We start from the raw sequence: 22,191 nt of genomic DNA, 5'->3' as shown, positions 1-22,191 counted from the left end.
CTACGAAGGCAAGAATTTAAGAAATTATGACCAAACGTGTGGTCCTCGCGATGAGTGGCGGGGTGGATAGTTCGGCGTCGGCGTACTTGCTGCAAGAGCAAGGATATGAGGTCATCGGGTTGTTTATGCGATCCGGGGCGACCGAAGAAACCGCCTGCGCGATCAAACCGGGCGAGTTGCCGATCATTAGTTCCGCTTCGCATAAGCAGGGGTGTTGTAGTGCCTCGGATGCCGCTGACGCTCGGCGGGTGGCCGATGCGCTGGACATTCCGTTTCACGCGCTCAACTTTGAGAACGGTTTCGGGCGGATCAAGGATTACTTCGCGGACGAATACCTCGCCGGTCGCACGCCAAATCCGTGTGTGATGTGCAACAACTGGCTGAAGTTCGGCAAACTCTGGGATTTCGCCGAACAAGTCGGAGCCGATCACATCGCCACCGGGCATTACGCACAGCTCGCGGATGTCGGCGAAGATCAACCCGCGCTCGTACGCGGGATTGATCAAGGCAAAGACCAATCCTACGTGCTGTTCGGCATCCGCCGGGACTTGCTCGATAAAATTCTGTTCCCCGTCGGCGAATTCGAAAAGCCACACCTGCGGGAACTTGCCCGACGCGTCGGCATTCGCACGGCGGACAAGAAGGACAGCCAAGAAATCTGCTTCATCCCCGATCAGGATTACGTCGGTTTCATCGAACGCTATCGCGGTCCGCAGGACACCACCGGCGAAATGGTCGACACCAACGGGGAGTTCATCGCCCATCACGACGGCTTCGAAAATTTCACAATCGGCCAACGTAAGGGGCTGGGTGTCGCGTTCGGCTCGCCACGGTATGTGGTCGCCATCGAAGCGGAGACGAAGCGGGTGGTTATCGGTGAAAAAGAAGACCTCGCCCGTCACACGCTCGAAGCGGATCGATTGAATTGGCTCATTCCGGATGTGCCTTCAAAAATCCGTTGCCGAGCGAAAATCCGCTACCGTCACGATTTGGCCGATGCCGTCGCCACCGTGACGGACGAAGACCGTCTGCACGTTGAATTCGACGAATCCCAATACGGCGTCGCACCTGGCCAAGCGGTGGTGTTGTACGACGGCAACCGCGTCCTGGGTGGTGGTTGGATTCGCTGAAGGACCGGCAGATCACAGAAGGTTTTTGCTCGTGTGCCACTGGCGTCTCGCCAGTGCGATCAATGGACGGCGTTTTCCGCGAAGCACGGCTGACACAGCCGTGGCACACGACTTTAACCAACCGCGTGGGAAGTTTTCCTGGAAAATGGAGCGTAACGAATCGGTCGTCTCGGGCAATTCCAGGTGGGTATTTGCTGGTGAATCCTAACAGTCGAGACCGCTATGGCTAGCAGTGTGTTGTCCCGGTATTTGAATCCTGATGTTCTCAGCCGCGTGGCGGATCGCGCGATCGAGCCGCGGGGTTTAGTGCTGGGGAATTTGGCGGGGGCTCACAAATCGCCGTTGTCGGGGTTTGCGGTCGAGTTCGCCGGGCATCGCGAATATGTGCCGGGGGACGATCCGAAACACGTCGATTGGCGGTTGTACTTCACGCGGGACAAGTACTTCATCAAACAGTACGAGCAGGAGACGAACTTCACGGCTCATCTTCTGATCGATGTGTCCGCCTCGATGCGATACGGTGACGGCTCGCAGCAGAAGATGCTTTATGCCGCTCAGTTGGCGACAACGCTGGGTTATTCGATCATCCGTCAGAACGATAAAGTTTCGCTGGCGACATTCGATGAAACACTCCGGGGATTCGTGCCGCCCTCGAATTCATTGGCTCAACTGCACCGCATGACCAACCATCTCGACGAAATCGAACCCGTCGAGACCACCAACATCGCCCCGGCCCTCAGCGAATTCGCCGGGCGACTGGGGCGACGCGAGATTGTGTTCGTCTTCAGCGATTTCCTGGGCGATCCCGAGGACCTCGAAGCACCACTGCAACGGTTGCGGTACAGTCGGCACGATGTGGTGTTGTTCCACGTCATGCACCATCACGAGTGGGAATTCGAATTTGAAGGCATGGTAAAATTTCTAGGCTTGGAAGTCGAAGACGAATTCACAACGCAAACCGAAGACATTCGCCGAGGCTACTTGGAAGCCGTCAAAGAACACACGCGAAAGCTGGACGAAGTCTGCCAACGCAATCGCGTGGAGTGCGTTCCTGTCGACACTAGTCGCCCGCTCGCCGAAGTGCTGATCGACTATCTCAATCACCGCAGCCGTCAAAATCGCGGCCGGTAAACCCAGCGAAGAATGAGATCAGTCTTCCGAAAGTTACTTGACTTTCGATGCTTAGCCCATCTCACGCGCCTTGACCGGGAAATTCGACCATCTTATACTCGCCGATCCGGCAAATGGCTTGCCAAACGTGAGAAAAACCAGGATTCGCTGTACGCCGCTCGTGAGAATGGATCGATGAGCAACGAACTCAAACAACAAGATCAGCCCCAACACCATCACGAAGAAAGTGAATTGGAACGCTGGGGCAAAGCGGTGATGGCGTGGCTGGAGAAGAATGGCATGCAGTTGGCCATCGGGCTGGCTGTGGTGGCCGTCATCGCCGCGATTGGAATCTTCTGGTCCCGAAGTGCCGCCGCGACCAAGGCAGCTCGCTGGGAACCGATGATCACCGCCAACGATGCGGAACGCTTCGCTGAAATCTCCGACGAATTCAGCGGCACCGTGGTGGCTGACTGGGCTCGACTGAAAGAATCACAGCGAGCACTCGCCGAGGGGATTCAACTCTCCATGACCGATCGCGAGGGCAGCATCGCCGAGCTGACCCGAGCACGCGAAGTTCTTGAAGGTTTGTTGAAAGACGACATTAGTGACATCATCCGCGAGCGAGCGTTGTATGCTCTCGGAAATACGATGGAAACTCTGGCGGGCGTCAATGTTGGCGAAGATGGCGAGAACGTTGATGGGGTGGAACCCGCCATCGAAGTGTATCAACGACTTGTGCAAACCTTCCCGAATTCCGTGTTTTTTGAACCGGCTCAAAAGCGAATTGCAGCTTTGAAATCCCCGGATACCCAAGAGTTCTACGCCTGGTACAAAAAGCAAGACCCGTCCCCAGCTGATCGGGAAGGTCCGAACGACAACCAGAATCCGGCGGGGGCTGCGAGTGAATTCCGTCCGCCTGCTTCACCGAACGATGGCCCCATGTTGCCCGGCGGGACCGACCAAGATGCGTTGAACGAGTTCGAGAATCTCATCAAAGACATCGAAGCCGAAAAAGCGGCGACCGAAGAAGATGCTTCGGAAGCAACAGAAGAATCCAAACCCGCTGCGGCCGAGAAAGCAGCGACGGAGTCTGCAACCGAAGAAGAAGCGTCATCGGATAGCGACGGTCCTGCGTTGCCGACTCCGGACGCAAACGATGATTCGGCCACGGAGTCCGACGCGAAATAGGTTGATCTCAACGGACTTCATGCGGACCGTGGAGTGTCGGGCGTAGAGAGTCAACAGAATTGCGATTGGTCGCTTCCGTTTTACTCTCCACCCCACCCTCTCGATGCAAGAGCGATGACCGATCAACCGCCCTCCCTCGAAAACGCCGAGCCGATCGAAATCACTGTCGAAGCTCGTGCTCATGGATGGCGGTTGGACCATTATTTGGCTCGGCTGTTCTCAAATTACAGCCGGGGGTTGTTTCAAACGGCAATTTCCCAGGAACGGATTCTTGTCAACGGTGTGGCCGCGAAGCCGTCACGCCGCGTGCGTGTCAATGACCGCCTAACTGTGCAACTCCCCGAGGTCCCCGACTCCAGCTTGGTGCCGGAAGATATTCCGCTCGATGTTCTCTACGAAGATGACTTTCTGGTTGTCATCAATAAGTCGGCGGACATGATCGTGCATCCCGGCAAAGGGAACTATCGCGGCACACTCGCCGGGGCGTTGCAATTCCACTTTGATTCCCTCAGCGACATGGCTGGCACACTCCGTCCGGGCATCGTGCACCGCTTGGATCGTGACACGACCGGTGTCCTCGTAGTCGCCAAGAACAACCAAGTTCATGGCCGACTCAGTGCTCAGTTCGAAGAACGTAGCGTTGAGAAAGAGTACCGAGCCGTCACCTGGGGGCACATCGAGTTCGACAGCGACTACATCGAAACTCATACGCGAACGCATCCCAAAGCCCGCGAGAAAATGATGACTTGTGAACCCGGCGGCAATGCCCGGAAAGCAAGTACGTTCTACGAAGTGTTGCGGCGATTCTCATTGCCGAACGGTCAGAAATTTACGTCGGTCAAGCTTCTGCCGAAGACCGGTCGCACACACCAACTTCGCGTGCACATGCAGCATCTCGGCACACCGATCATCGCCGATCGTTTGTACGGCGGACGGAAAGAACTCAAGAAATCCGTGCTGAATGAAGATGCGACCGACGGCGAAACCGTTCTCATCGCCCGACAAGCCCTGCACGCTCATCGGCTGAAATTTGCTCACCCCGATAGCGGTGAATCCATGGAGTTCATCGCCCCGCTGCCGGACGACATCGAACAAACGCTCGCAGCCATCGAAGCCGCGGAATAGAACACGCAGTGTGTCACGGCTCACAGAGCCGTGACACGCGATTGACTTAGGCGGCGCGTTGCACGGTTGTCGATTGTTCGTACCATTCGACGGTGCGTTTGAGACCTTCTTCGAGGTCCATCTTAGCTTGCCAACCGAGGAGTTGGTTCGCCCGAGTGGTGTCGAGACAACGCCGCGGTTGGCCGTCGGGTTTGGTGGCGTCCCACTGGATCTGGCCGGTGAAGCCGCAGGCGTCGGCGATGAGTGTGACCAATTCGCGAATCGGAATTTCCCGACCAGTGCCGAGGTTGATCGGCGTGGGTTCATCCATGACTTCGGCCGCCCGCACGATTCCGGCAGCGGCATCATCGACATAGAGAAACTCCCGCGAGGCCGATCCGGTGCCCCAACAAGAAATGCTGGGTTGCCGCGTGTCACGGGCTTCAATGCACTTGCGGATCAACGCCGGGATGACGTGCGAGGAACGCGGATCGAAATTATCACCGGGACCATAAAGATTCACCGGCACCGTGACGGCGCTCTTCATGCCGTATTCTTGACGGTAGGCGTCGAGCATCACGAACAACGCTTTTTTCGCCACACCGTAGGGAGCGTTGGTTTCTTCGGGATAGCCGTTCCAAATGTCGTCTTCAGAGAACGGCACCGGGGCGAATTTGGGATACGCACACACCGTCCCGGCTTGCACGAACTTCTCCACGCCACACATCCGAGCGTGTTCGACGAGATGCAAACCCATCGCCATGTTCGCGTAGAAGAACCGACCGGGATGCTCACGATTCGCGCCGATCCCGCCGACTTCCGCCGCCAAGTGAATCAACACATCGGGGCGGAAATGAGCAAACATTTTCCGCACCCCGGCTTCGGTCGTCAGGTCGTAATCTTTCCGGCGTGGCACATCGATCTGCCGACAACCACGCTCGCGCAGTTGGCCACAAACCACACGACCGAGAAATCCCGCACCGCCAGTAACGGTGACTCGCTTGTTGGACCAATTCATGGGGGTGTTAGTCATGACTACTCCAAGTCGTTCAGTTGATCATTGAACTCTTTCGAAATGGTCTCCCGAAGGCCCGGATGAGACATTAGTTGGACGGCAATCGTCAACGCAATTTGGGCTTCAAGACGTAACTCCTGATTCTGCTCTTCACGAGCCACGCGAGTTAGGGCTGGCAAGACTGTTTCCGCCGGGAATTCCGGATGGCGAGCGGCATACGCGAGCTGAGTCACTGCGATTCGCCGAACGGCCAACCGCTTATCATCGAGCAACTCAACCAACCCTGGAACAGCCGCCGTGCCCATTGCTAGTATTGCGTGGTTTGCTCGTTCTGGTCTTGCGGCGCGATAATCAGTTGCATTGGAATAACCAACCTGTTCGACATTCGCCTTCTGAGCGACCGACGGTTCATCCAACTGCGCAGCCATCTCGACGAGCGTCAGCAAGATCTCCGGATGAGCTTCCAAAGTCTTGGCGAGTTTCGCCTTCGATTGAACAACCGATTGCGGCGTCGGCGCATACGGTTCTGCCGCATTGGTGATGACTGGCGAAAAACCGAAACCGATCCAAAGACATAACGCGACTAGCATGCGAATCATGTGCGACTCCGTTCAGGAAAGAAGTTCCACTAAGGCGCGACAAACGACAATGGGGCCATCGCTTGCTGTTTGACCTGTCGACGGTAGTCGTCGTTGGCCAGAAAACCGATCAGCACCGCGAGACCTTGCTGGGCGGCTTCTTGGACTTTTGGATCAGCATCCTCTTGAGCCACGCGACTGAGTGCGGGCAATACGGTTGCCACGGGATACTCGACGCTGTCGTCCAAAGCGGCAAACGCGAGGTTTGCGGTGGCGGCCATACGATATTTCGAGTCTTTGTGTTCGAGCATTTTCAGGTGAGCCGGGATCGCTCGCGTTCCCAAACTGAGAATAGCTCGCATTGCTTCTTGCTCGTTCTTCTCGTTCACGGCCATCTCAACGATGTGATTGAGAATCTCCGGATGTTGCTCGATGACTTTGCCGAGCGCGTCTTTTTCGGCGACACGAGTCGCTTTCTTGGCTTTCAGAACTTCGGCGTCTTCGGGGCGGAGTTGGGGAGCCAGTCCAGGAATGCTGTGCCCAATTTGTTGCATGCGAGCGACGACTTCAGGGTCGAGTTCGCTCATGTTGATAACGCCGTTATTCCGCGCTGCCGACTCTGCCATCTGTCGGGCGGCAAACGGGTCGGAGTTAATGTAGGCTTGCATTGCCTGACTGTATTGTTGAACGGCTTCCGGGTTCGGAGCCGGCGTAGGCTTGGGTGTCGAAGCCGGTTCGTCTGCGAGAATCGGATTGGCAAGCGTGAGTAAGACGAGAGTGAGTCCCCAGCGAACACGTGCGGACATGATCGATTCTCCTAATGCAGTGTGCAACAGCTTTGTGAGCCATGCCGGGTGATGTTCTTGGAACGCACGGCTCACAGAGCCTTGGCACCCATCATCACGCTAGACTTCATCACATCATCAAACTAGGCGGCTTTGCGTGGGTATTTGGGGAAAGCATGCCCGGCGTTCCGAAGTGTTTTCTCACGGGCGGCGAGTTCCATGTCTTCATCGACCATCATTTGCACGAGTTGCTCGAAGCTGACCTTTGGTTGCCAGTCGAGTTTGCGTTTGGCGTTGGTCGCATCGCCGAGCAACAGATCCACTTCCGTCGGGCGGAAGTACCGCGGATCGATTTCCACGTAATCTTGGTAGTCCAACCCGACATGCGCAAACGCCAGTTCCAGGAACTCACGCACCGAGTGGGTTTCGCCGGTCGCGACGACGAAATCCTCGGCCTGTTCCTGTTGGAGCATTCGCCACATGGCTTCGACATAATCTCCGGCAAAGCCCCAATCGCGTTTGGCGTCGAGATTGCCGAGATAGAGTTTTTCCTGCAAACCGTGTTTGATCCGTCCCACGCCGAGCGTGATTTTTCGCGTCACGAATGTTTCGCCACGTCGGGGAGATTCGTGATTGAACAGAATCCCGTTGCTCGCGTGCAGTCCGTAAGCTTCGCGGTAATTCACCACGGCCCAATAGGAGAAGACTTTCGAACACGCATACGGGCTGCGTGGGTAGAACGGTGTGGTTTCTTTCTGCGGAGTTTCGACGACTTTGCCGAACATCTCGCTCGAAGACGCCTGATAGAATCGGATTTCTCGGCCGGTCGTGTCTTGCACTTCCCGCACAGCTTCAAGCAACCGCAGCGTGCCCATTGCGTCGATATCGGCGGAGTCGAGCGGCATATCGAAGCTCACCCGCACGTGGGATTGAGCCCCGAGGTTGTAGAGTTCATCGGGTTGGGTGGCGTCCAACACGCGACGCAAACTGTTCGCGTCGGAAAGATCACCATAATGCAACTTCAGTCGCACATCCGGATTATGGGGATCTTGATAAAGATGATCGATTCGGCCCGTGTTGATCGTCGAAGCTCGCCGGATCAAACCGTGAACTTCGTACCCTTTGGAGAGCAGCAACTCGGCCAGGTAACTTCCGTCTTGCCCGGTGATACCAGTGATCAAGGCGACGGGACGGGATTTCGAATCGTGGGCGTCCATGCGTGTTCCTGTCTGTTGCGTCCATGCATCCATTTGAACGGTTGGGATGTAGCGGACACTCGGTTTTTCGTCAATAGCGAATGCGAATCGAGGGTGGAGCGTGGTCGGTCGCGAGTCCGGCGAACAACCGCCGATTTCTTGACTCTCTACTTGCGACCCTGAACTCTCCGTGTTCCATCACCGATGCGGATACTGCACAGGGACCGCGCCGGTGCCGAAGTCGTGTCCGAGTCCGGCCCGGTAGTCGGGTGCTCCGGTTTCTGGGCGGAGGTTGAAGTCTTCCGGACGGTAGGAGTGGTAATCGTTGGGTCCAATCATCATGCCCGACGAAACCGCTGGACGGTTGTTGGCCGCTCCTTGCCCCCACTGACCGCGTTGCGTCGAGAGTTGCTGTAAGTCGTCGTTGTACGTGGCGGCGTGCTCTTGTCGTTGCTGATCATACGCGTTCAGCGGACCGGAATTCCGATGCGGATACTGTTGGGGATCGGTCGGTCCGTTTTGAGGATCGGTTTGACCAGGGTTCTGCTGGAAGGCACCGTTCTGATCGAATCGTCGTTCCATCGGCATGCCGTTGGGTTGATGTCGCGATTCGTTCGGCTGAATCACCGGCATACCGTTCAGATTTGCGGAACCGTTCGTGTGGGGCCACTGACCAGGTGTGTTGGCACCGGATTCCATTGGTCGACTCCAGTTCGAACTGGAATACTGATCCTGCGTGCCCCAATCGGGAGCGGCGGGTCGGTTTTGCCATTTTGGAGTCGCGATGCCTTGCGTTTGCGAATTCGATCCCGGCAATTCACGCCGTGGAGGCGCCATCCCATGCGGCTGAATAATCGGAGCGGCAGACCCGTCGGCCATCAGCCGGGGTTGACTGCCATGGGGGACCGGATCGGACGATCGCAGTCCCGGAAAAACTGCACCCGGTCCGGTTTGCATGCCCATTTCAGCTGCTTGGCGAGCGGCGGTGTAGTCGGTTTGCTGAATCGAACCCTGGGGCATCCGAGAGGCATACCGTGTTGCGGACTCCTCAGCGGTGGGAACTTGGGACCAATTTTGCTCGGGAATGTTCTCCCAACGCGGGGCTTCCGGTCGGGAGTCGATCGAATTTCGTGAGGCCAAAGCGTCCGACGGATTCCCGGCATCCCGATTGTTCATGTCGTACCGAGTCGTGTGGTTTGGCGGCGCGGCGTCGAAGTCCGCGTGTTGGAGACGATCGTGATCATCGAAACGCGAACCGTACGCCACTTGAGTCGACGAGTGCGGCGGCGGAGCCATCATGGACTGATCGTAGTCTCGTCGCGTGTCTGCCATTGACCGTGGAGCCGACGTGGGTTGTTGAGTTCTTCGCTGCTGAGTTCTTGCCAATGTCGTTTGTTCGGACGCGGTGGGCCATTCCGGATTCGGTTGTGTTGGCCAAGCTCGTGCGGATGGTGATTGCGGAGCGGACGATGAGCGGTCGATGTCACGAAGTGCGTTCGCCAAGTGTTCGTCCGGCACACGTCCGCCCTGTCCTGCGTGAACAACACGCGGTCGCGGACGCTGTTGCGGTCGCGGCATCGGGCGACTTGGCTCACGTGGCGGGCGTGATGCGGCCCGTTCCGTACGAGCCGCCGCCATCTTACGACGCAACCATTCGTTCGGGTCGACCCCTTCTGGTGGTGTCTCCGAATTCAAATCCATGCTGTCGTTGGCTGGTCCGCTCGAGAACAACGCCGCCAGCGTTTGCTCGACTTCCCGAGAGCTTTGCACCGTTCGCAACACAGATTCGGCTTTCGCACGGTCGAACAACACGGAGAGGTTATCGCGAGCGTGTCGGTGTTGCGGATCCACTTGCAAGGCTTCGCGGAGAAACTTCTCGCTCTCGATGGGTCGGCCTTGCAGGAAGTACGAATACCCTAAATCGCTGAGCAAGTCGGCATCGGTCGGTCGACCACGAAGTGCTCGGAGGTAGTGTTTCTCGGCGGTGGCGTATTGACCTTCCCGGTCCGCGAGAATCCCAAGCCGGTGATGCGCTTCGGCGTGATCGGGATGTTCGTCGAGAACCTGTTGATACAATCGGCGGGCGTCATCGGCACGCCCACGCACGACGGCATCGTGTGCTTGTTGCAACCACGCTTGAACACGCGGCGAATCGGCAGCCGGACGTCCAAGTGGCAAACCAGATTCCCGTCCTCGGCTGACGAATTTCTTGGCTTCCAATTCCTCGCGATCCGACGAGGACGCGAACGCCTCTCGAATTGCTTCCGGGTTCGATGAACTCGCGGTGCTGCCTTTGAAGAACGGAGGCGATTGGCAACCACACAGCATCATGCTGCCCGAAATGGTCAATAGGCCAACAGAAGCGGCTTTGCGGAACGGATGTCGCATCGGGCGGTTCTCCCGGATCGATCCAACCACGGAACGTTCACACCAAAGGCATCGCGGACCGCGACCTGCCTGCAGAACGAACCGTTCTCAGCGAATGCCGATTGAAATCGATGGACGAGTTTTGAAGAGACTTCAGAGAAAAGAGTGCGGCGGGTTATAGATTGCGTCCAGATCCATGTCGAGACCAATTCCGAACCCGTCGATCGGAACACCCTCAATCGTAGTCGTCGAACCCCACTCATGGTCTCAAATAAACCGACGTCGATGGTCAGACAGGAAGCGAAGGCAGCCTGGGCAAACTACTAAACTCTTGCCGAACACAAATTGACGATTTGGCAGACTATTCGTGCACTGATTCGACAAAACTGGACTAGGCAAGATCTTTCGTACGAAATAACTTTCAGCGCTAACTCACGCGTAACAGAGCGGTTCTAGACCGAGCAATGGCCTCGAACTAGCCCCGCAGACCATTCGCGAGCATGAGGCTCGCGTGAGCGTGGTGACGGTCAGGGATGAACTCACAGCCGAGAGGATGACGCGAATGGCGAACGAAATGATAGCCAGTTCCCAGCCAGATATGATGGCTGGTGTGCCCGGAGGCGATTCTTTCGACATTCTCCAAATACTGAAGCGACGATGGGCGGTTTTGGTCGTCGCTGTCGCGTTGGGTTGGGCCGCATCGGTGGCGTATTGGTATCTCACACCGCCCACGTACGAATCGGCAGCTCAGTTGATGATCATGCGTCGTGACCCGCGATTGGCCACGCGTGGTGTGCAGGACGGTCAGACCGGCGGTGTCGGCGAAGATATTCTCGCGACTCACATGCAGTTGCTGCAAAGCCCCCGGATCGTCAAGGACGCTCTCAAAGGAGGCGAACTGTACGACTTGGAGTCCATCAAGGGCGAACTCCAGCCCAATGAAACCCCGGTCGATTATGTGATTGATCACTTGGATGTCACGCGGGGTGGTTCCGGTGGAGCGAAGGAAGCGAATGTGCTCAACATTAACTTCCGACACAACTCCCCGCGGGATTCGCAGTTGATCGTCAATGCGTTGGTTCAGCGATTTCAGTCGTTCGTCGATGAACAATCCGAAGACGTCAACAACGAAGCTGCGGAACTCATCGCCCGTGCCCGCAAGGACTTGGAAAACGAACTGAGTGAAGTGGAATCCGAACGTCTCAACATGCGGAAGAACGCCCCGTTGTTGTGGAACGGATCGGAAAGCAACAACATTCACCGAACCCGTTACGAGCAGATTCAGCAAGAACTCTCCGCTCTACGATTACAAGCCACTGAAGCCGAATCCCGATTACAAATCGTTCGAGACGTCGTCAAACGCGACTCGGGTTCGTCTGTCAATATGCTTCAGAAGCTGTCATTGATCGACGACGAAAACTTAGCGCGACTCGGGGTGTTCGTGGAAGTCATCGGTAGTGAAGCTAGTTCCGCCAGCTTCCAAGCAAGTATGCCGGTGCGGTTGGAGGAGGCGAAGGCTCAGTACGAAGTTCTCGCCCAACTTCGAGCGGAAGAAAAAAACCTCTTGGAGAACTTCGCGCCGCGGCATCCCGAAGTCGTCCGCATTCGGCACAAAATTGAAGAAGCCAAACGAGTGCTCAAGGAAACGTCTGGCACCACAACCCTCACAGGAAACGAGAAAACGCTTACGCCGGACGGTATTGTCGATGCCTATGCCCGGATCCTCGAGAACGATTTGCAGTCGATCAAGAAGCGTGAAGAAGGACTGCTTGCACTGGCGGCTCAGGAAGAAGAGTCCGCGAAAGAACTCGTCGTCTACGAACTGCAGGACGAAACGCTCGATAAGCAGGTTGCCCGTCGTCAAGAGTTGTACAACGCCGTCGTTGAGCGACTGCGAGACATCAATATGGCGAAAGATTACGGTGGGTTCATCAATGAACTCATTGCGTCCCCGTCATTTGGGGATACCGTTTGGCCGAACTTGCCGTTGTGCGTCGTACTTGGCACGTTCCTTGGATTGTTGGGTGGGGTTGGTGGGGCACTTGCGTTGGAATACCAAGACCGTTCCTTCCGAGATGCGGACGAAGTCGCCGCCGTGCTGGACCTGCCGGTTCTCAGCCAAGTCCCATTCTTGGAAATTCCGGAGGAAGCCACCAACCCGTTGCACGCGACGATGGACCTCACGGTCTGTGCGTTGCACTCTCCACAATCTCCGGAGGCAGAAGTCTTCCGGGGTTTGCGAACGCAAATGTTCTTCGCCGCCAATGGAGAGGAACTACGCGTCCTCGCGATCACGAGTGCCAAACCGGGCGACGGCAAAACCACGGTTACCGCGAACTTGGCGTTTAGCTTGGCTCAGACCGGGCGTCGGGTGTTGCTCGTCGACTGTGATATGCGGCGTCCACGGATGAACCAAGTCTTTGGGGTCGAAAACGAAACGGGCCTCAGTTTGGTGTTGCAAGGTCAAGTCAAACCGTCGGACGTGATTCATGCCGTCCCAGAGACGAACGTGACATTCCTGCCTGCCGGTCCGAACCCCGGCAACCCAGCGGAGATGTTGGAATCAGTCGCGTTCCACGAATTCCTGGAAACCGCCAAGAGCGAGTACGACTTCGTTCTCCTGGACTGTCCGCCGGTTCTGAAGGTGGCCGATCCGTGCATCATCGCCTCTCAAGTAGATGGCATGTTGCTGGCATTGCGGGTCTCGCAGGACACCAAACCCGAAGCCCTCAAGACGTTGGAAATGCTCGACCAAACCGGTGTCACCATGTTGGGCTTGGTCCTCAACTGTTGGGATGCCGGCGGCAGTTTCGACACCTACGGCGGCGGGTACGGGTATGGTTACGGCTACGGCGATTACGCCCCGGACGAAACCCCCAAGGCGGCTGCGTAACCACACACGAACTGCTATACTACGATACGGAAAGTCGAGTCGATCAGTTGATCGGCTCGGCTTTTTGCGTGGATGCACCCGCGATCTGAATCTGTAACCGGGAATCGATTTGGCCCATGAATGACGCTCTCCATGTCGCGATGCTGCAAATGAAGTGCACCGAGCATCCGGCTGTCAACTTGCAAATTGCCCAAGACATGATTCGCGAAGCCGCCGCAGCTGGTGCGCACATTGTGTGTTTGCCGGAATTGTTTTTGGCTCCGTATTTCTGTCAGACCGAAGACCATGTGCACTTCGATCTCGCCGAACCCATTCCCGGCCCGACGACCGAAGCCCTTCAAGAGACCGCCCGCGAATCTGGAACCGTCGTGATTGCTAGTTTGTTCGAGCGTCGCGCTCCGGGGCTGTATCACAATACGACAGCCGTTATCGATGCGGATGGCCAATACCTTGGCAAGTACCGCAAGATGCACATTCCCGACGATCCGCTGTACTACGAGAAGTTTTATTTCACACCCGGCGATCTCGGTTTCAAGACGTTTGAAACGAAATTCGCCCGCATTGGCGTGTTGATCTGCTGGGATCAATGGTTTCCCGAAGCGGCTCGATTGACCGCCATGCAGGGTGCGGAGATCTTGTTCTATCCCACCGCGATCGGTTGGCATCCCAGTGAGAAAGCCGAGTACGGTGTTGCCCAACACGGCAGTTGGGAACTCATTCAGCGTTCGCACGCGGTCGCCAACGGTTGCTATGTGTTCGCCGTTAACCGCACCGGATTCGAAGCGACCCCCACGAGCGATTCCCCCACTCTCACATCCGCCGCCGAGTCCGGTGGCATCGAATTTTGGGGTCAAAGTTTCGCGGCTGATCCTTCGGGAACTATCATCGCGAAGGCGTCCAGTGATGAAGCGGAAGTCGTCGTTGTGCCGATCAATCGGGAGCAGATCGATGTCACCCGCACGCACTGGCCATTCCTTCGGGACCGCCGTATCGACGCTTATGGCCCGCTGACAAAACGCTACATCGACGCTGACTGATCGAAAGCCCATTATGAAACCGATCACATCGGGAACGTTCAGCCAACGGAATTTCCGCATGCCCGCCGAGTGGGAACCGCACGCCGCCACATGGGTGTCTTGGCCGCACAAGGAAGACTCTTGGCCGGGGAAGTTCGAGACGATTCCGCCGGTCTACGCGCAAATGGTGACGCACCTCGCGAGCTCCGAACCGGTGCACATCAACGTCAACGATGCCGCTATGGAAGCGGAGGCGCGTGGGCATCTCGACCAAGCCGGTGCGAGTGGGGAAATTCACTTTCATCACTTCCCAACCAACGATGCGTGGTGTCGCGACCACGGGGCAATCATCATCAAAAATCCAGACGGAGACCGCCACGCTCTCGATTGGCAATACAACGCGTGGGGTGAAAAGTATCCGCCGTTCGATCTCGACAACCAAATCCCCGGGCAAATGGCAGACACGCTCGGCATTCCCAGCACACCGATTCCATTAGTGCTCGAAGGTGGCTCGATCGACGTGAACGGACAAGGCGTCCTGCTGACGACCGAATCGTGTTTGCTCAATCCTAATCGGAATCCGCAGTTTTCTAAGGTGGAGATCGAGCAATATCTCAAAGACTTCTTCGGCGTCACGGAAATTTGGTGGTTGGGTGATGGAATTGTCGGTGACGACACTGATGGCCACATCGACGACCTTACCCGATTCGTCAACCCGACGACTGTCGTGACGGTAGTTGAAGAAAACCCTGACGATGTGAACTATCGCCCGTTGCAAGAAAATCGGCGGCGGTTGGATGCGTTTCGAATCGACGGCCAACCGTTGAACGTCATCGAACTACCGATGCCGTCGCCAGTGGAATACGACGGGGAACGACTTCCCGCCAGCTACGCGAATTTCTACATCGCTAACCGGGTCGTCTTGGTTCCCACCTACAATTGCCCAGCGGATGCAGTCGCCAGGGAAACATTGGGGCGGTGTTTTCCGGATCGGGAAATCATCGGCGTGGACTGTACCGATCTCGTGTGGGGATTGGGTGCGTTTCACTGTCTGACACAGCAAATCCCGGCGTAAAAAAAGCCGCCGGTTAAAACCGACGGCTTCGCGAATTCGTTTTCCTCAAGAATAGGTCTAGCTGTCGAGACCTTTCAGACGGCCTTTGCTGTCGCCGATGCTTTCAACTTGGGCTCCCACGCGATCGAGCATGGAGAGGAACAGGTTGTTGAGGGGCGTTTCTTTCGGATAAGCCACGTGCCGACCGGTTTCGATCGTGCCACCACCGCGACCGGCCAACACGATTGGCAAGTCGTGGTGGGTGTGTCGGTTGGCGTCGCTGATCGCACTTCCGTAGAGAATCATGCTGTTATCGAGCACGTTGCCTTCACCCTCACGAGTGTTGCGGAGTTTTTCGAGGAACTTCGCGTACTGTTCGGCGAGGAACAAATCGATCTTCGCAATCTGATCCATCTTCTTGCGATCGTTGCGGTGGTGAGACAGCGAGTGATGGCCGTCGGTCACTTCGACTTCCGGATAGGTACGGTTGGAACCGGCGTTCGCCAGCATGAACGTTGCCACGCGGGTTGTGTCGGTTTGGAACGCTAACGCCATGATGTCGTACATCAATGCGATGTGCTGAGCGGTTTCCTTCGGAATGCCTTCGGGCACATTGTATTCCGGGACTTCGGCGGCTGTCACAGCGGACTGTTGAATCCGCAATTCCAATTCGCGAACGCTGGTGAAGTACTCGTCGACTTTCCGACGGTCGGTTTGGCCGAGACGTTGTTGCAGTTTGCGAGCGTCCTCGGAGACCAGGTCCAGAATGCTTTGTCGATAGAAATCACGACGAGCTTTCTTCTGGACATCTTCACCGGTGCCGAACAACCGTTCGAAGGCCAACCGGGGGTTGATTTCCTTCGCCATCGGCGTGGTCGGCGTTTTCCAAGAGATGTTCGAGGAATAGGCACAGCTATAACCGGAATCGCAGTTACCGGCGTTGCGGCTGCGGTCCACACCAAGTTCGATCGACGGAAGCCGCGTGTATTTACCGATGTCGTCGGCGGCGGCTTGGTCGACCGAAATGCCCAATTTGATGTCAGCGCCATTGGTCTTGTAGGCTTGGCAACCGGTCAAGAAGACCGAGGCGTTCCGGGCGTGGTCTCCACCGCCATCGCCGTTAGCACGACCATGGTGCTGCGTGAGCCCGGAGAAGATGTTGATATCGTCTTTCAGACCGGCAAGGGGTTTGAGCGTGGGAGAGAACTCGTAGTCTCGCCCTTCTCCCTTCACTTGCCATTGGTCCATGATCGCACCGTTGGCGAAGAAGATGCACGCCATTCGCACCGGTGGTTTCGACGCTGCAGCGGCCGCCTGTGCCGGGCGAATCAAACTTGTTCGTGGCGACATAATGTCCAACAGTGGCAAAGCCATTGCCGTCCCGGCACCGCGAAGAAATGTTCGACGGGGAATGTGATTCTTTTTCGTATCCATGATTAGCCTTTCCGACTTGTGTCGAGTGCTCCGAAACGCACAGCACGATCACTCTGGGTTACTTGGTGGTTTCGACTTGTTGGTTACGACGTTTCAGGAATGGATCACTCAACACCACCTGAGTCATCAGGGTGCTGAATCGATCCCCGTTCTCTTTCATCTGCTTCGTAATTTCGTCGATCGCGCATCGGTCATAGTATTCCACACCGCGACCGAGTGCATAGGTCAACATCTTCTCTGCCAATGAGCGGCGGAAATCGTCGTTACGGTTCTTGAGAAGTTTGACCAACTCAACCGGTCCGTTAAACGGTCCACTGCCTTTGAGGTCGGCAGAGGCATCGATGTCGATTCCCTCATCCTGATCACGCCATTGGCCGATGGCATCGAAGTTTTCGAAGCCGAAGCCGATGGCGTCCATCACACGGTGACACGACGCACATGCCGGGTCTTTCCGGTGAAGTTCCAATTGTTCACGAAGCGACGCCCCGTCCGGAGCCTTCGCAGCGGTTTCTTCGAGTTCCGGCACATTCGGCGGTGCCGGTGGCGGAGGTGTGCCGAGGATGTTTTCCATCACCCATTTGCCGCGTTTGACCGGGCTGGTTCGCACGGGATTGCTGGTCAACGTGAGAATACTTCCCTGCGTCAACACGCCGCGTCGTGGCAATCCGGTCAACGAAACTTTCCGGAATTGATCGCCTTTGACGCCACCAATCCCGTAGAGCTTCGCGAGCCGTTCGTTGACGAACGTGAAATCGCCGTCGAGGAACTCGAACACATTCCGATCTTCCCGCATGACCGTTTCGAAGAATTTGCGGGTTTCGGTTTGCATGTCTTTCCGCAGGTCTTCGTTGAACTGCGGGAAGAGTTTGGGGTCGGGTTCCATCTCGTCGAGCATTCGCAAGTTCAGCCATTGCATGGCGAAGTTGTCGACGATGGCCTGCGATTTCGGGTCGGCCAACATCCGCCGAACTTGTGTTCGGAGCACATCCGGTTTGTGAAGTTGTCCCGCCTTGGCCAGCTCGAACAATTGCTTATCGGGCATGCTACTCCAAAGGAAGTAACTCAGCCGCGAGGCGAGATCGTAATCTTCGATGTTTTGGATCGCGGGGGTATCGGTGGGCCGTGCGTCACTTTCCACCCGGAACAAGAAGTGCGGAGACACCAACGCCGCTGACACCGCGAGTTGGATCCCTTGCTCGAAGGTATCCCCTCGTTTGATGGCCAACTTTACGAGTTCTTGGAACCGTTCGATTTCTTCGTCACCCACGGGACGACGGAACGCACGCGGCAGGAACTTCCGTAAGATTTCTTCGCTGGCTCGGTCGGGAGTTTCATCTTTCCCCGGCCGAGTGAATACCACTCGCTGATGCGATTCAGGCAGAAGATCGAATTGGAAATCCCGAGGCCCTTTCACCGTGATGGATCGAACGCCGGCGTTTCGGTCGCGTTGATTGCGGTCTTTGGCTTTCGGGTTGTAGTAGTCGTTGATGAAAGCCACTTCGACTTTTCGTTGGCCTTCGGTCAACCGAACCGGGTACTCGAACGTTTCGGTCTTCATATTCTTTTCGGTCACGAAGGTGTGAACCGATTTGCCGTCAATTCGCAATTGCAGCTTGGCTTTTTCATCACCAGCTTGTTGCCCCATGCCTTCCACGATGACGAGATATTCGCTCGTCATCGGAATCTTCACCTTCGCCGCCACGGAACCACTCGATGCCATCCAGGCGTACCCGCGATCTCGGAGTGCGGCACTGCCTTCGAGTTGCAAATCCCGACCGGCAACCCGGCGATCGACTTGCGAAAACGGATCGGCAACAATTGCACGGCTGGCCACTTCCTCGGCGGCTTCGACATATTTCTCAAACAGCAGCGGCGGCAGCGACAGTACGTCGCCGATGTTGTCAAATCCGTAGCCGACTTCGTCGGAAGGAAAATCCTCGGCGGGATGAAAATCGACACCAAGCAAATCGCGGATTGTGTTATCGTATTCGGCCCGGTTCAATCGTTGGATCGTCACACGACCGGGATCGGGCGGCAAACTGCAATCGACATAGAACAAACGATCATCGAGCCAACTCAGGACTCGTTCCCGTTCCTTCGCGGTGGGTTGAGCATAGTGATCGCCGGGCGGCATGGCTTCGGCGACAATCATCCGCAGGGCTTTTTCGTATTGTCGACGATTTTTGTCGATATGTTCGGCGGTGGTGTCGTCATCAAAGGCCAATCCAGCTTCCTCGACACCATCGGCGTGACAATCAAAGCAGTATTTTTCCAGAAACGGACGCACATCTTTCTGGAATGCCGCTTCCGTTGCGGGAGATTCGCTCCGTTGCTGTGGTTGGTCTTTGTCTCCCGAAGCGGCCGCCGCAGTTTGCGGTTGCGAGACGCCTGAGAAATTCCGAAACAGAAGAATCGCCATCGTCAACGCGACAGCACTACTGAACCCCAACAGACCACGCCATCCCCAAGTCCGTTTCTTCGGTCGGGCTGGCTTCGGCCGAGCCAATCGTTTGCGGACGCTCGGCGGAATCGGAGTTTTCGACGCCTGAGACTTTGCCGCTGCCTGCGACGGAACTTGAATAGAAGCAATGGTTTGCGGCGACCGCTCTTTCCCGATCGGACGCCGAGCCGATGTCTTGGAACGGCGTTTCGGCGGAGTGGGAACGATAAACCTGGCCGCACACTGTTTGTTCGGGCAGGTTCCTTTTCGACCCGCAAAACGTCCATGGACGTTGAATTTCACGCCACAAGATCGGCAGCGAATCCGAATGAGATCATCGGTCGAAACAGTCACTATCGAAAACCCCCTCTAGGTTGGCATGGTGACAACGGGGGCCACAAGACGAACGTGGCAGGTCTAATTCAGGCATCCGTCGGCGGGATTCAATGCACTCGTCTTCGTGAGCATGAGCCAACGGAAGGATGGAATGTCAGCAATTTGCTATCGTTAAGTTTACGCGATACCTTGGGAAAAAGTAAAGGAAATCCATAAACATTGATACGATGTTGATCAATTGGTGTCGAAAACATCGCCTCATGAATTTGTCTTCGGTGATCTGTTTGGTGGATTTCCCGGAAAAATCCGTTTGAGCGGTAGTCTGTGGGAAAACTCTGGGCTTCCGTTGGGTTTTTGCTGTTCAGACTCGCAGTAACTCCGGTAAATTTGCATACTCAATTGAATTCTTTTGCATCTAATTCTTCCAGTTTTCGTATCCGGGCCTTGGACAATCGTTCGCGGAGGAGCATCGACCGAGGGCCGATCCGATGTTCGAAATGAAACCGTAAACCGATATGTCACCATTTGAACTCATCGGCGCACTGCTTGCGTTTCAAGTTGCTCTCGGCCTGATTGGCGAGTTAATTTCCCGACTCACGCCTTTTGGTCGGCAAGATTCCTCGCTGATTGTCGAGGTCTTTCAAATTCCTCAAGCTCCCGATGGAGTGCTGGAATTGAGCGGCCGTCGCGGTGGATTCTGGGGGTTGGTGCTGATGACCATCGGCAAACACGCACGGGAACGGCTGACGGTCGATTCCACCGAAGTTCGCCTGGAATCCGACAGTCTGATGGGGAAATCGTTGCAAGTGATGCCGGTAACTCGCCGTCTGGGTGTGACCGCATATGCCAGCCGATCCGGGATCTACCTGGCTTACGCAGTGGCCACGTTCCTGTTCGGTTTGCCGGGGCTGTTCATGAACTCCACGTTCTTTGGGCACATGCTTTACCTGGCGATTCTGTTAACGCTTGTAGGTGCATGGTTGACGGTTTTCGCGATGTCCATGCGGTATGGCGTGCACATTACCGGTCCGCTGACGATTGGAGTCGCGTTCAAACCGGGAGTTGTGAACAGCCGCAAAGTCACGTTCGCCGAAGTGATTCAAGCCGCCGACGCCATCACAAATTGGGTTCAAGACGCCGTTGAATCCCCCGAGATCGCGTTGCCACCGATGCCGCAACCCGTTGTGCAATCGCCTCCGGTTCCGCAACCGACCGTCGCACCGCCTCAACGGCGGACACACGATCCGCTAACGAATGTGCCGAAAGGCAGTCAGTTTGGCGGTCCGGCTGATTTCTCTGCGGATGAACCAGGAATCGCGGACTCCGTTCGGATGGAACAATCTCGGTCCATTCCGGGTGGCCCAAGCCAACCAGAGCGTTTGCCCGGCACGGGAACCGTCCCGGATACCGGTGGCATCGATTTCGGATCGCAAGTCCCCGGTGGATTTGGCAACGACGACGACGATGACGACAACGAGTGGGGTCAAACTCCCACCAACACCGTGGGTTGGGAAGACCAGACGGAACACGCCAGCGACGAAGACCGTGCCGTGAAAGTGCTCAACGAAATTCGATCGGGTGAAATGACCGCAACGCAAGCCCGTCGCCATTTGCAAGATGTGATGCGTCAATACCCGACCACGCAAGCGGCACGGAAAGCTCGGCAGATGCTCAATGACATCGAGCAGGGCAACATCCGAGAACGAGGCAAAGAGGCGGACCCTGAAGAACTGGCCTTCAATGCGTTTGAACAGATCAAAGGGCGATCGGATATGTCTCGCGGAGAGATCAAACAGCGATTGCAATTGATCGTCAAAAAATGGCCTAACACTCGTGCTGGTCGGCAAGCCAACGATAAACTCCGGCAACTTCTCCGTGGCAACAGCTAGGACGATGCACTTGGCAATGGCAGTCTCGTTTCTGCCTGGCTTCTGTGACAGAAATTGGGATCTGAATTATCACTCACGAAACGCACGCGGAATTCCTCTCCAACTACATTGCCGAGCATATTCCGTTGTCTCGAGCGATGGGGTTCGAGGTGCGGGCAGTTTCCGAAACGGGAATCGAGTTGTTTGTGCCGCTCGCTCCGAACATCAATCATCGGGACTCGGCCTTTGGGGGTAGCATTTCGGCGGCGGGAATCATGGCGGGTTGGGGCTTGCTGCATCACAACTGCCGCATGCGAGGATTCCGACCAACGCTCGTTGTCCAAGAAAGCACCACGCGATATCTCAAGCCAATTCTCGAAGACTTTTTGGTCACGGTGAAGCCCATCGAACCGGCGGCTTGGCAGAAGTTCTTCCGCACTCTGGAAGCTCGTCGCAAAGCCCGATTGCGGGTGACGTCGGTCATCCAATCCGCTGGCGTCACTCTCGCCGAGCAAGATGGCACCTTCGTCGCCATGCTGCGTGAGCCAAGTCCATCGTAGACGTCCACAAGTCCCGACATCCCAACAAGTCACGTATAAAGCCGTAGCCCCCGCGTGACTCGGTTCCTGGGAAACGCATGGAACGGTTGACCATTCGCAATCTTCCTTCGATGA

16 protein-coding genes are annotated in these 22,191 nt (G+C 56.3%); 9 read left to right on the top strand and 7 right to left on the bottom strand.

Annotated elements, in window-relative coordinates; all coding sequences use genetic code 11:
* Nucleotides 1-26: 26 nt before the first annotated feature.
* From mnmA to G6R38_RS24285, 4 genes are all read left to right on the top strand, one after another.
* Nucleotides 27-1,130, top strand: a complete 1,104-nt coding sequence (gene mnmA / locus G6R38_RS24300) for a tRNA 2-thiouridine(34) synthase MnmA (protein ID WP_166831376.1) — start codon at nt 27-29, stop codon at nt 1,128-1,130.
* A gap of 222 nt (nt 1,131-1,352) precedes the next feature.
* The gene (locus G6R38_RS24295; RefSeq protein ID WP_166831375.1) at nt 1,353-2,261 is read left to right on the top strand and encodes a DUF58 domain-containing protein; all 909 of its coding nucleotides are present in this window, start codon (nt 1,353-1,355) and stop codon (nt 2,259-2,261) included.
* A 174-nt stretch (nt 2,262-2,435) separates the two neighbouring features.
* The gene (locus G6R38_RS24290; protein WP_166831374.1) at nt 2,436-3,431 is read left to right on the top strand and encodes a hypothetical protein; all 996 of its coding nucleotides are present in this window, start codon (nt 2,436-2,438) and stop codon (nt 3,429-3,431) included.
* 114 nt (nt 3,432-3,545) lie between these two features.
* A complete protein-coding gene (locus G6R38_RS24285) occupies nt 3,546-4,556 on the top strand; it encodes an RluA family pseudouridine synthase (RefSeq protein WP_166831373.1) in 1,011 nt (336 codons plus the stop codon).
* 46 nt (nt 4,557-4,602) lie between these two features.
* Here the strand turns inward: G6R38_RS24285 and G6R38_RS24280 are convergent, their stop codons facing one another.
* From G6R38_RS24280 to G6R38_RS24260, 5 genes are all read right to left on the bottom strand, one after another.
* Nucleotides 4,603-5,568, bottom strand: a complete 966-nt coding sequence (locus G6R38_RS24280; protein WP_240928366.1) for a GDP-L-fucose synthase family protein — start codon at nt 5,566-5,568, stop codon at nt 4,603-4,605.
* Between the two features lie 2 nt (nt 5,569-5,570).
* Nucleotides 5,571-6,149 (bottom strand): HEAT repeat domain-containing protein, encoded by a 579-nt coding sequence (locus G6R38_RS24275; RefSeq protein WP_166831372.1) that lies wholly within the window; start codon nt 6,147-6,149, stop codon nt 5,571-5,573.
* Nucleotides 6,150-6,178: 29 nt separating this feature from the next.
* Complete coding sequence (locus tag G6R38_RS24270; protein ID WP_166831371.1) at nt 6,179-6,934, bottom strand: hypothetical protein; 756 nt, start codon at nt 6,932-6,934, stop codon at nt 6,179-6,181.
* 122 nt (nt 6,935-7,056) lie between these two features.
* Nucleotides 7,057-8,130, bottom strand: a complete 1,074-nt coding sequence (gene gmd / locus G6R38_RS24265; RefSeq protein WP_166831370.1) for a GDP-mannose 4,6-dehydratase — start codon at nt 8,128-8,130, stop codon at nt 7,057-7,059.
* Nucleotides 8,131-8,307: 177 nt separating this feature from the next.
* On the bottom strand, nt 8,308-10,497 hold the full coding sequence (locus tag G6R38_RS24260) for a tetratricopeptide repeat protein (RefSeq protein ID WP_166831369.1): 2,190 nt from the start codon (nt 10,495-10,497) through the stop codon (nt 8,308-8,310).
* Between the two features lie 541 nt (nt 10,498-11,038).
* Here G6R38_RS24260 and G6R38_RS24255 point away from each other — a divergent pair.
* From G6R38_RS24255 to G6R38_RS24245, 3 genes are all read left to right on the top strand, one after another.
* Nucleotides 11,039-13,369 carry a polysaccharide biosynthesis tyrosine autokinase gene (locus G6R38_RS24255; protein ID WP_166831368.1) on the top strand — a complete coding sequence of 777 codons (2,331 nt, stop codon included), beginning with the start codon at nt 11,039-11,041 and terminating at the stop codon, nt 13,367-13,369.
* A gap of 116 nt (nt 13,370-13,485) precedes the next feature.
* The gene (locus G6R38_RS24250; protein ID WP_166831367.1) at nt 13,486-14,406 is read left to right on the top strand and encodes a carbon-nitrogen hydrolase; all 921 of its coding nucleotides are present in this window, start codon (nt 13,486-13,488) and stop codon (nt 14,404-14,406) included.
* 13 nt (nt 14,407-14,419) lie between these two features.
* On the top strand, nt 14,420-15,460 hold the full coding sequence (locus G6R38_RS24245; RefSeq protein ID WP_166831366.1) for an agmatine deiminase family protein: 1,041 nt from the start codon (nt 14,420-14,422) through the stop codon (nt 15,458-15,460).
* Between the two features lie 57 nt (nt 15,461-15,517).
* Here the strand turns inward: G6R38_RS24245 and G6R38_RS24240 are convergent, their stop codons facing one another.
* The gene (locus tag G6R38_RS24240) at nt 15,518-16,873 is read right to left on the bottom strand and encodes a DUF1552 domain-containing protein (protein ID WP_166831365.1); all 1,356 of its coding nucleotides are present in this window, start codon (nt 16,871-16,873) and stop codon (nt 15,518-15,520) included.
* Nucleotides 16,874-16,931: 58 nt separating this feature from the next.
* Nucleotides 16,932-19,667, bottom strand: a complete 2,736-nt coding sequence (locus G6R38_RS24235; protein WP_166831364.1) for a DUF1592 domain-containing protein — start codon at nt 19,665-19,667, stop codon at nt 16,932-16,934.
* 497 nt (nt 19,668-20,164) lie between these two features.
* Here G6R38_RS24235 and G6R38_RS24230 point away from each other — a divergent pair, with 497 nt between their 5' ends.
* Entirely contained in the window at nt 20,165-21,538 is a 1,374-nt protein-coding gene (locus G6R38_RS24230) for a tetratricopeptide repeat protein (RefSeq protein WP_166831363.1), read from the top strand.
* Between the two features lie 65 nt (nt 21,539-21,603).
* Nucleotides 21,604-22,077, top strand: coding sequence for a YiiD C-terminal domain-containing protein (locus tag G6R38_RS24225; RefSeq protein ID WP_315852373.1), 474 nt, complete (start codon nt 21,604-21,606; stop codon nt 22,075-22,077).
* Nucleotides 22,078-22,191: the final 114 nt, after the last annotated feature.

It is taken from the genome of Thalassoroseus pseudoceratinae (assembly GCF_011634775.1).
Classification (GTDB): Bacteria; Planctomycetota; Planctomycetia; order Planctomycetales; family Planctomycetaceae; genus Thalassoroseus; species Thalassoroseus pseudoceratinae.
This window is presented reverse-complemented; position numbering and strand designations above follow the sequence as displayed.

Coding starts and splice junctions, on each gene's coding strand:
- mnmA (WP_166831376.1), top strand. CDS start 27: ATGACCAAACGTGTGGTCCTCGCGATGAGTGGCGGGGTGGATAGTTCG.
- G6R38_RS24295 (WP_166831375.1), top strand. CDS start 1,353: ATGGCTAGCAGTGTGTTGTCCCGGTATTTGAATCCTGATGTTCTCAGC.
- G6R38_RS24290 (WP_166831374.1), top strand. CDS start 2,436: ATGAGCAACGAACTCAAACAACAAGATCAGCCCCAACACCATCACGAA.
- G6R38_RS24285 (WP_166831373.1), top strand. CDS start 3,546: ATGACCGATCAACCGCCCTCCCTCGAAAACGCCGAGCCGATCGAAATC.
- G6R38_RS24280 (WP_240928366.1), bottom strand. CDS start 5,568: ATGACTAACACCCCCATGAATTGGTCCAACAAGCGAGTCACCGTTACT.
- G6R38_RS24275 (WP_166831372.1), bottom strand. CDS start 6,149: ATGATTCGCATGCTAGTCGCGTTATGTCTTTGGATCGGTTTCGGTTTT.
- G6R38_RS24270 (WP_166831371.1), bottom strand. CDS start 6,934: ATGTCCGCACGTGTTCGCTGGGGACTCACTCTCGTCTTACTCACGCTT.
- gmd (WP_166831370.1), bottom strand. CDS start 8,130: ATGGACGCCCACGATTCGAAATCCCGTCCCGTCGCCTTGATCACTGGT.
- G6R38_RS24260 (WP_166831369.1), bottom strand. CDS start 10,497: ATGCGACATCCGTTCCGCAAAGCCGCTTCTGTTGGCCTATTGACCATT.
- G6R38_RS24255 (WP_166831368.1), top strand. CDS start 11,039: ATGGCGAACGAAATGATAGCCAGTTCCCAGCCAGATATGATGGCTGGT.
- G6R38_RS24250 (WP_166831367.1), top strand. CDS start 13,486: ATGAATGACGCTCTCCATGTCGCGATGCTGCAAATGAAGTGCACCGAG.
- G6R38_RS24245 (WP_166831366.1), top strand. CDS start 14,420: ATGAAACCGATCACATCGGGAACGTTCAGCCAACGGAATTTCCGCATG.
- G6R38_RS24240 (WP_166831365.1), bottom strand. CDS start 16,873: ATGGATACGAAAAAGAATCACATTCCCCGTCGAACATTTCTTCGCGGT.
- G6R38_RS24230 (WP_166831363.1), top strand. CDS start 20,165: ATGTCACCATTTGAACTCATCGGCGCACTGCTTGCGTTTCAAGTTGCT.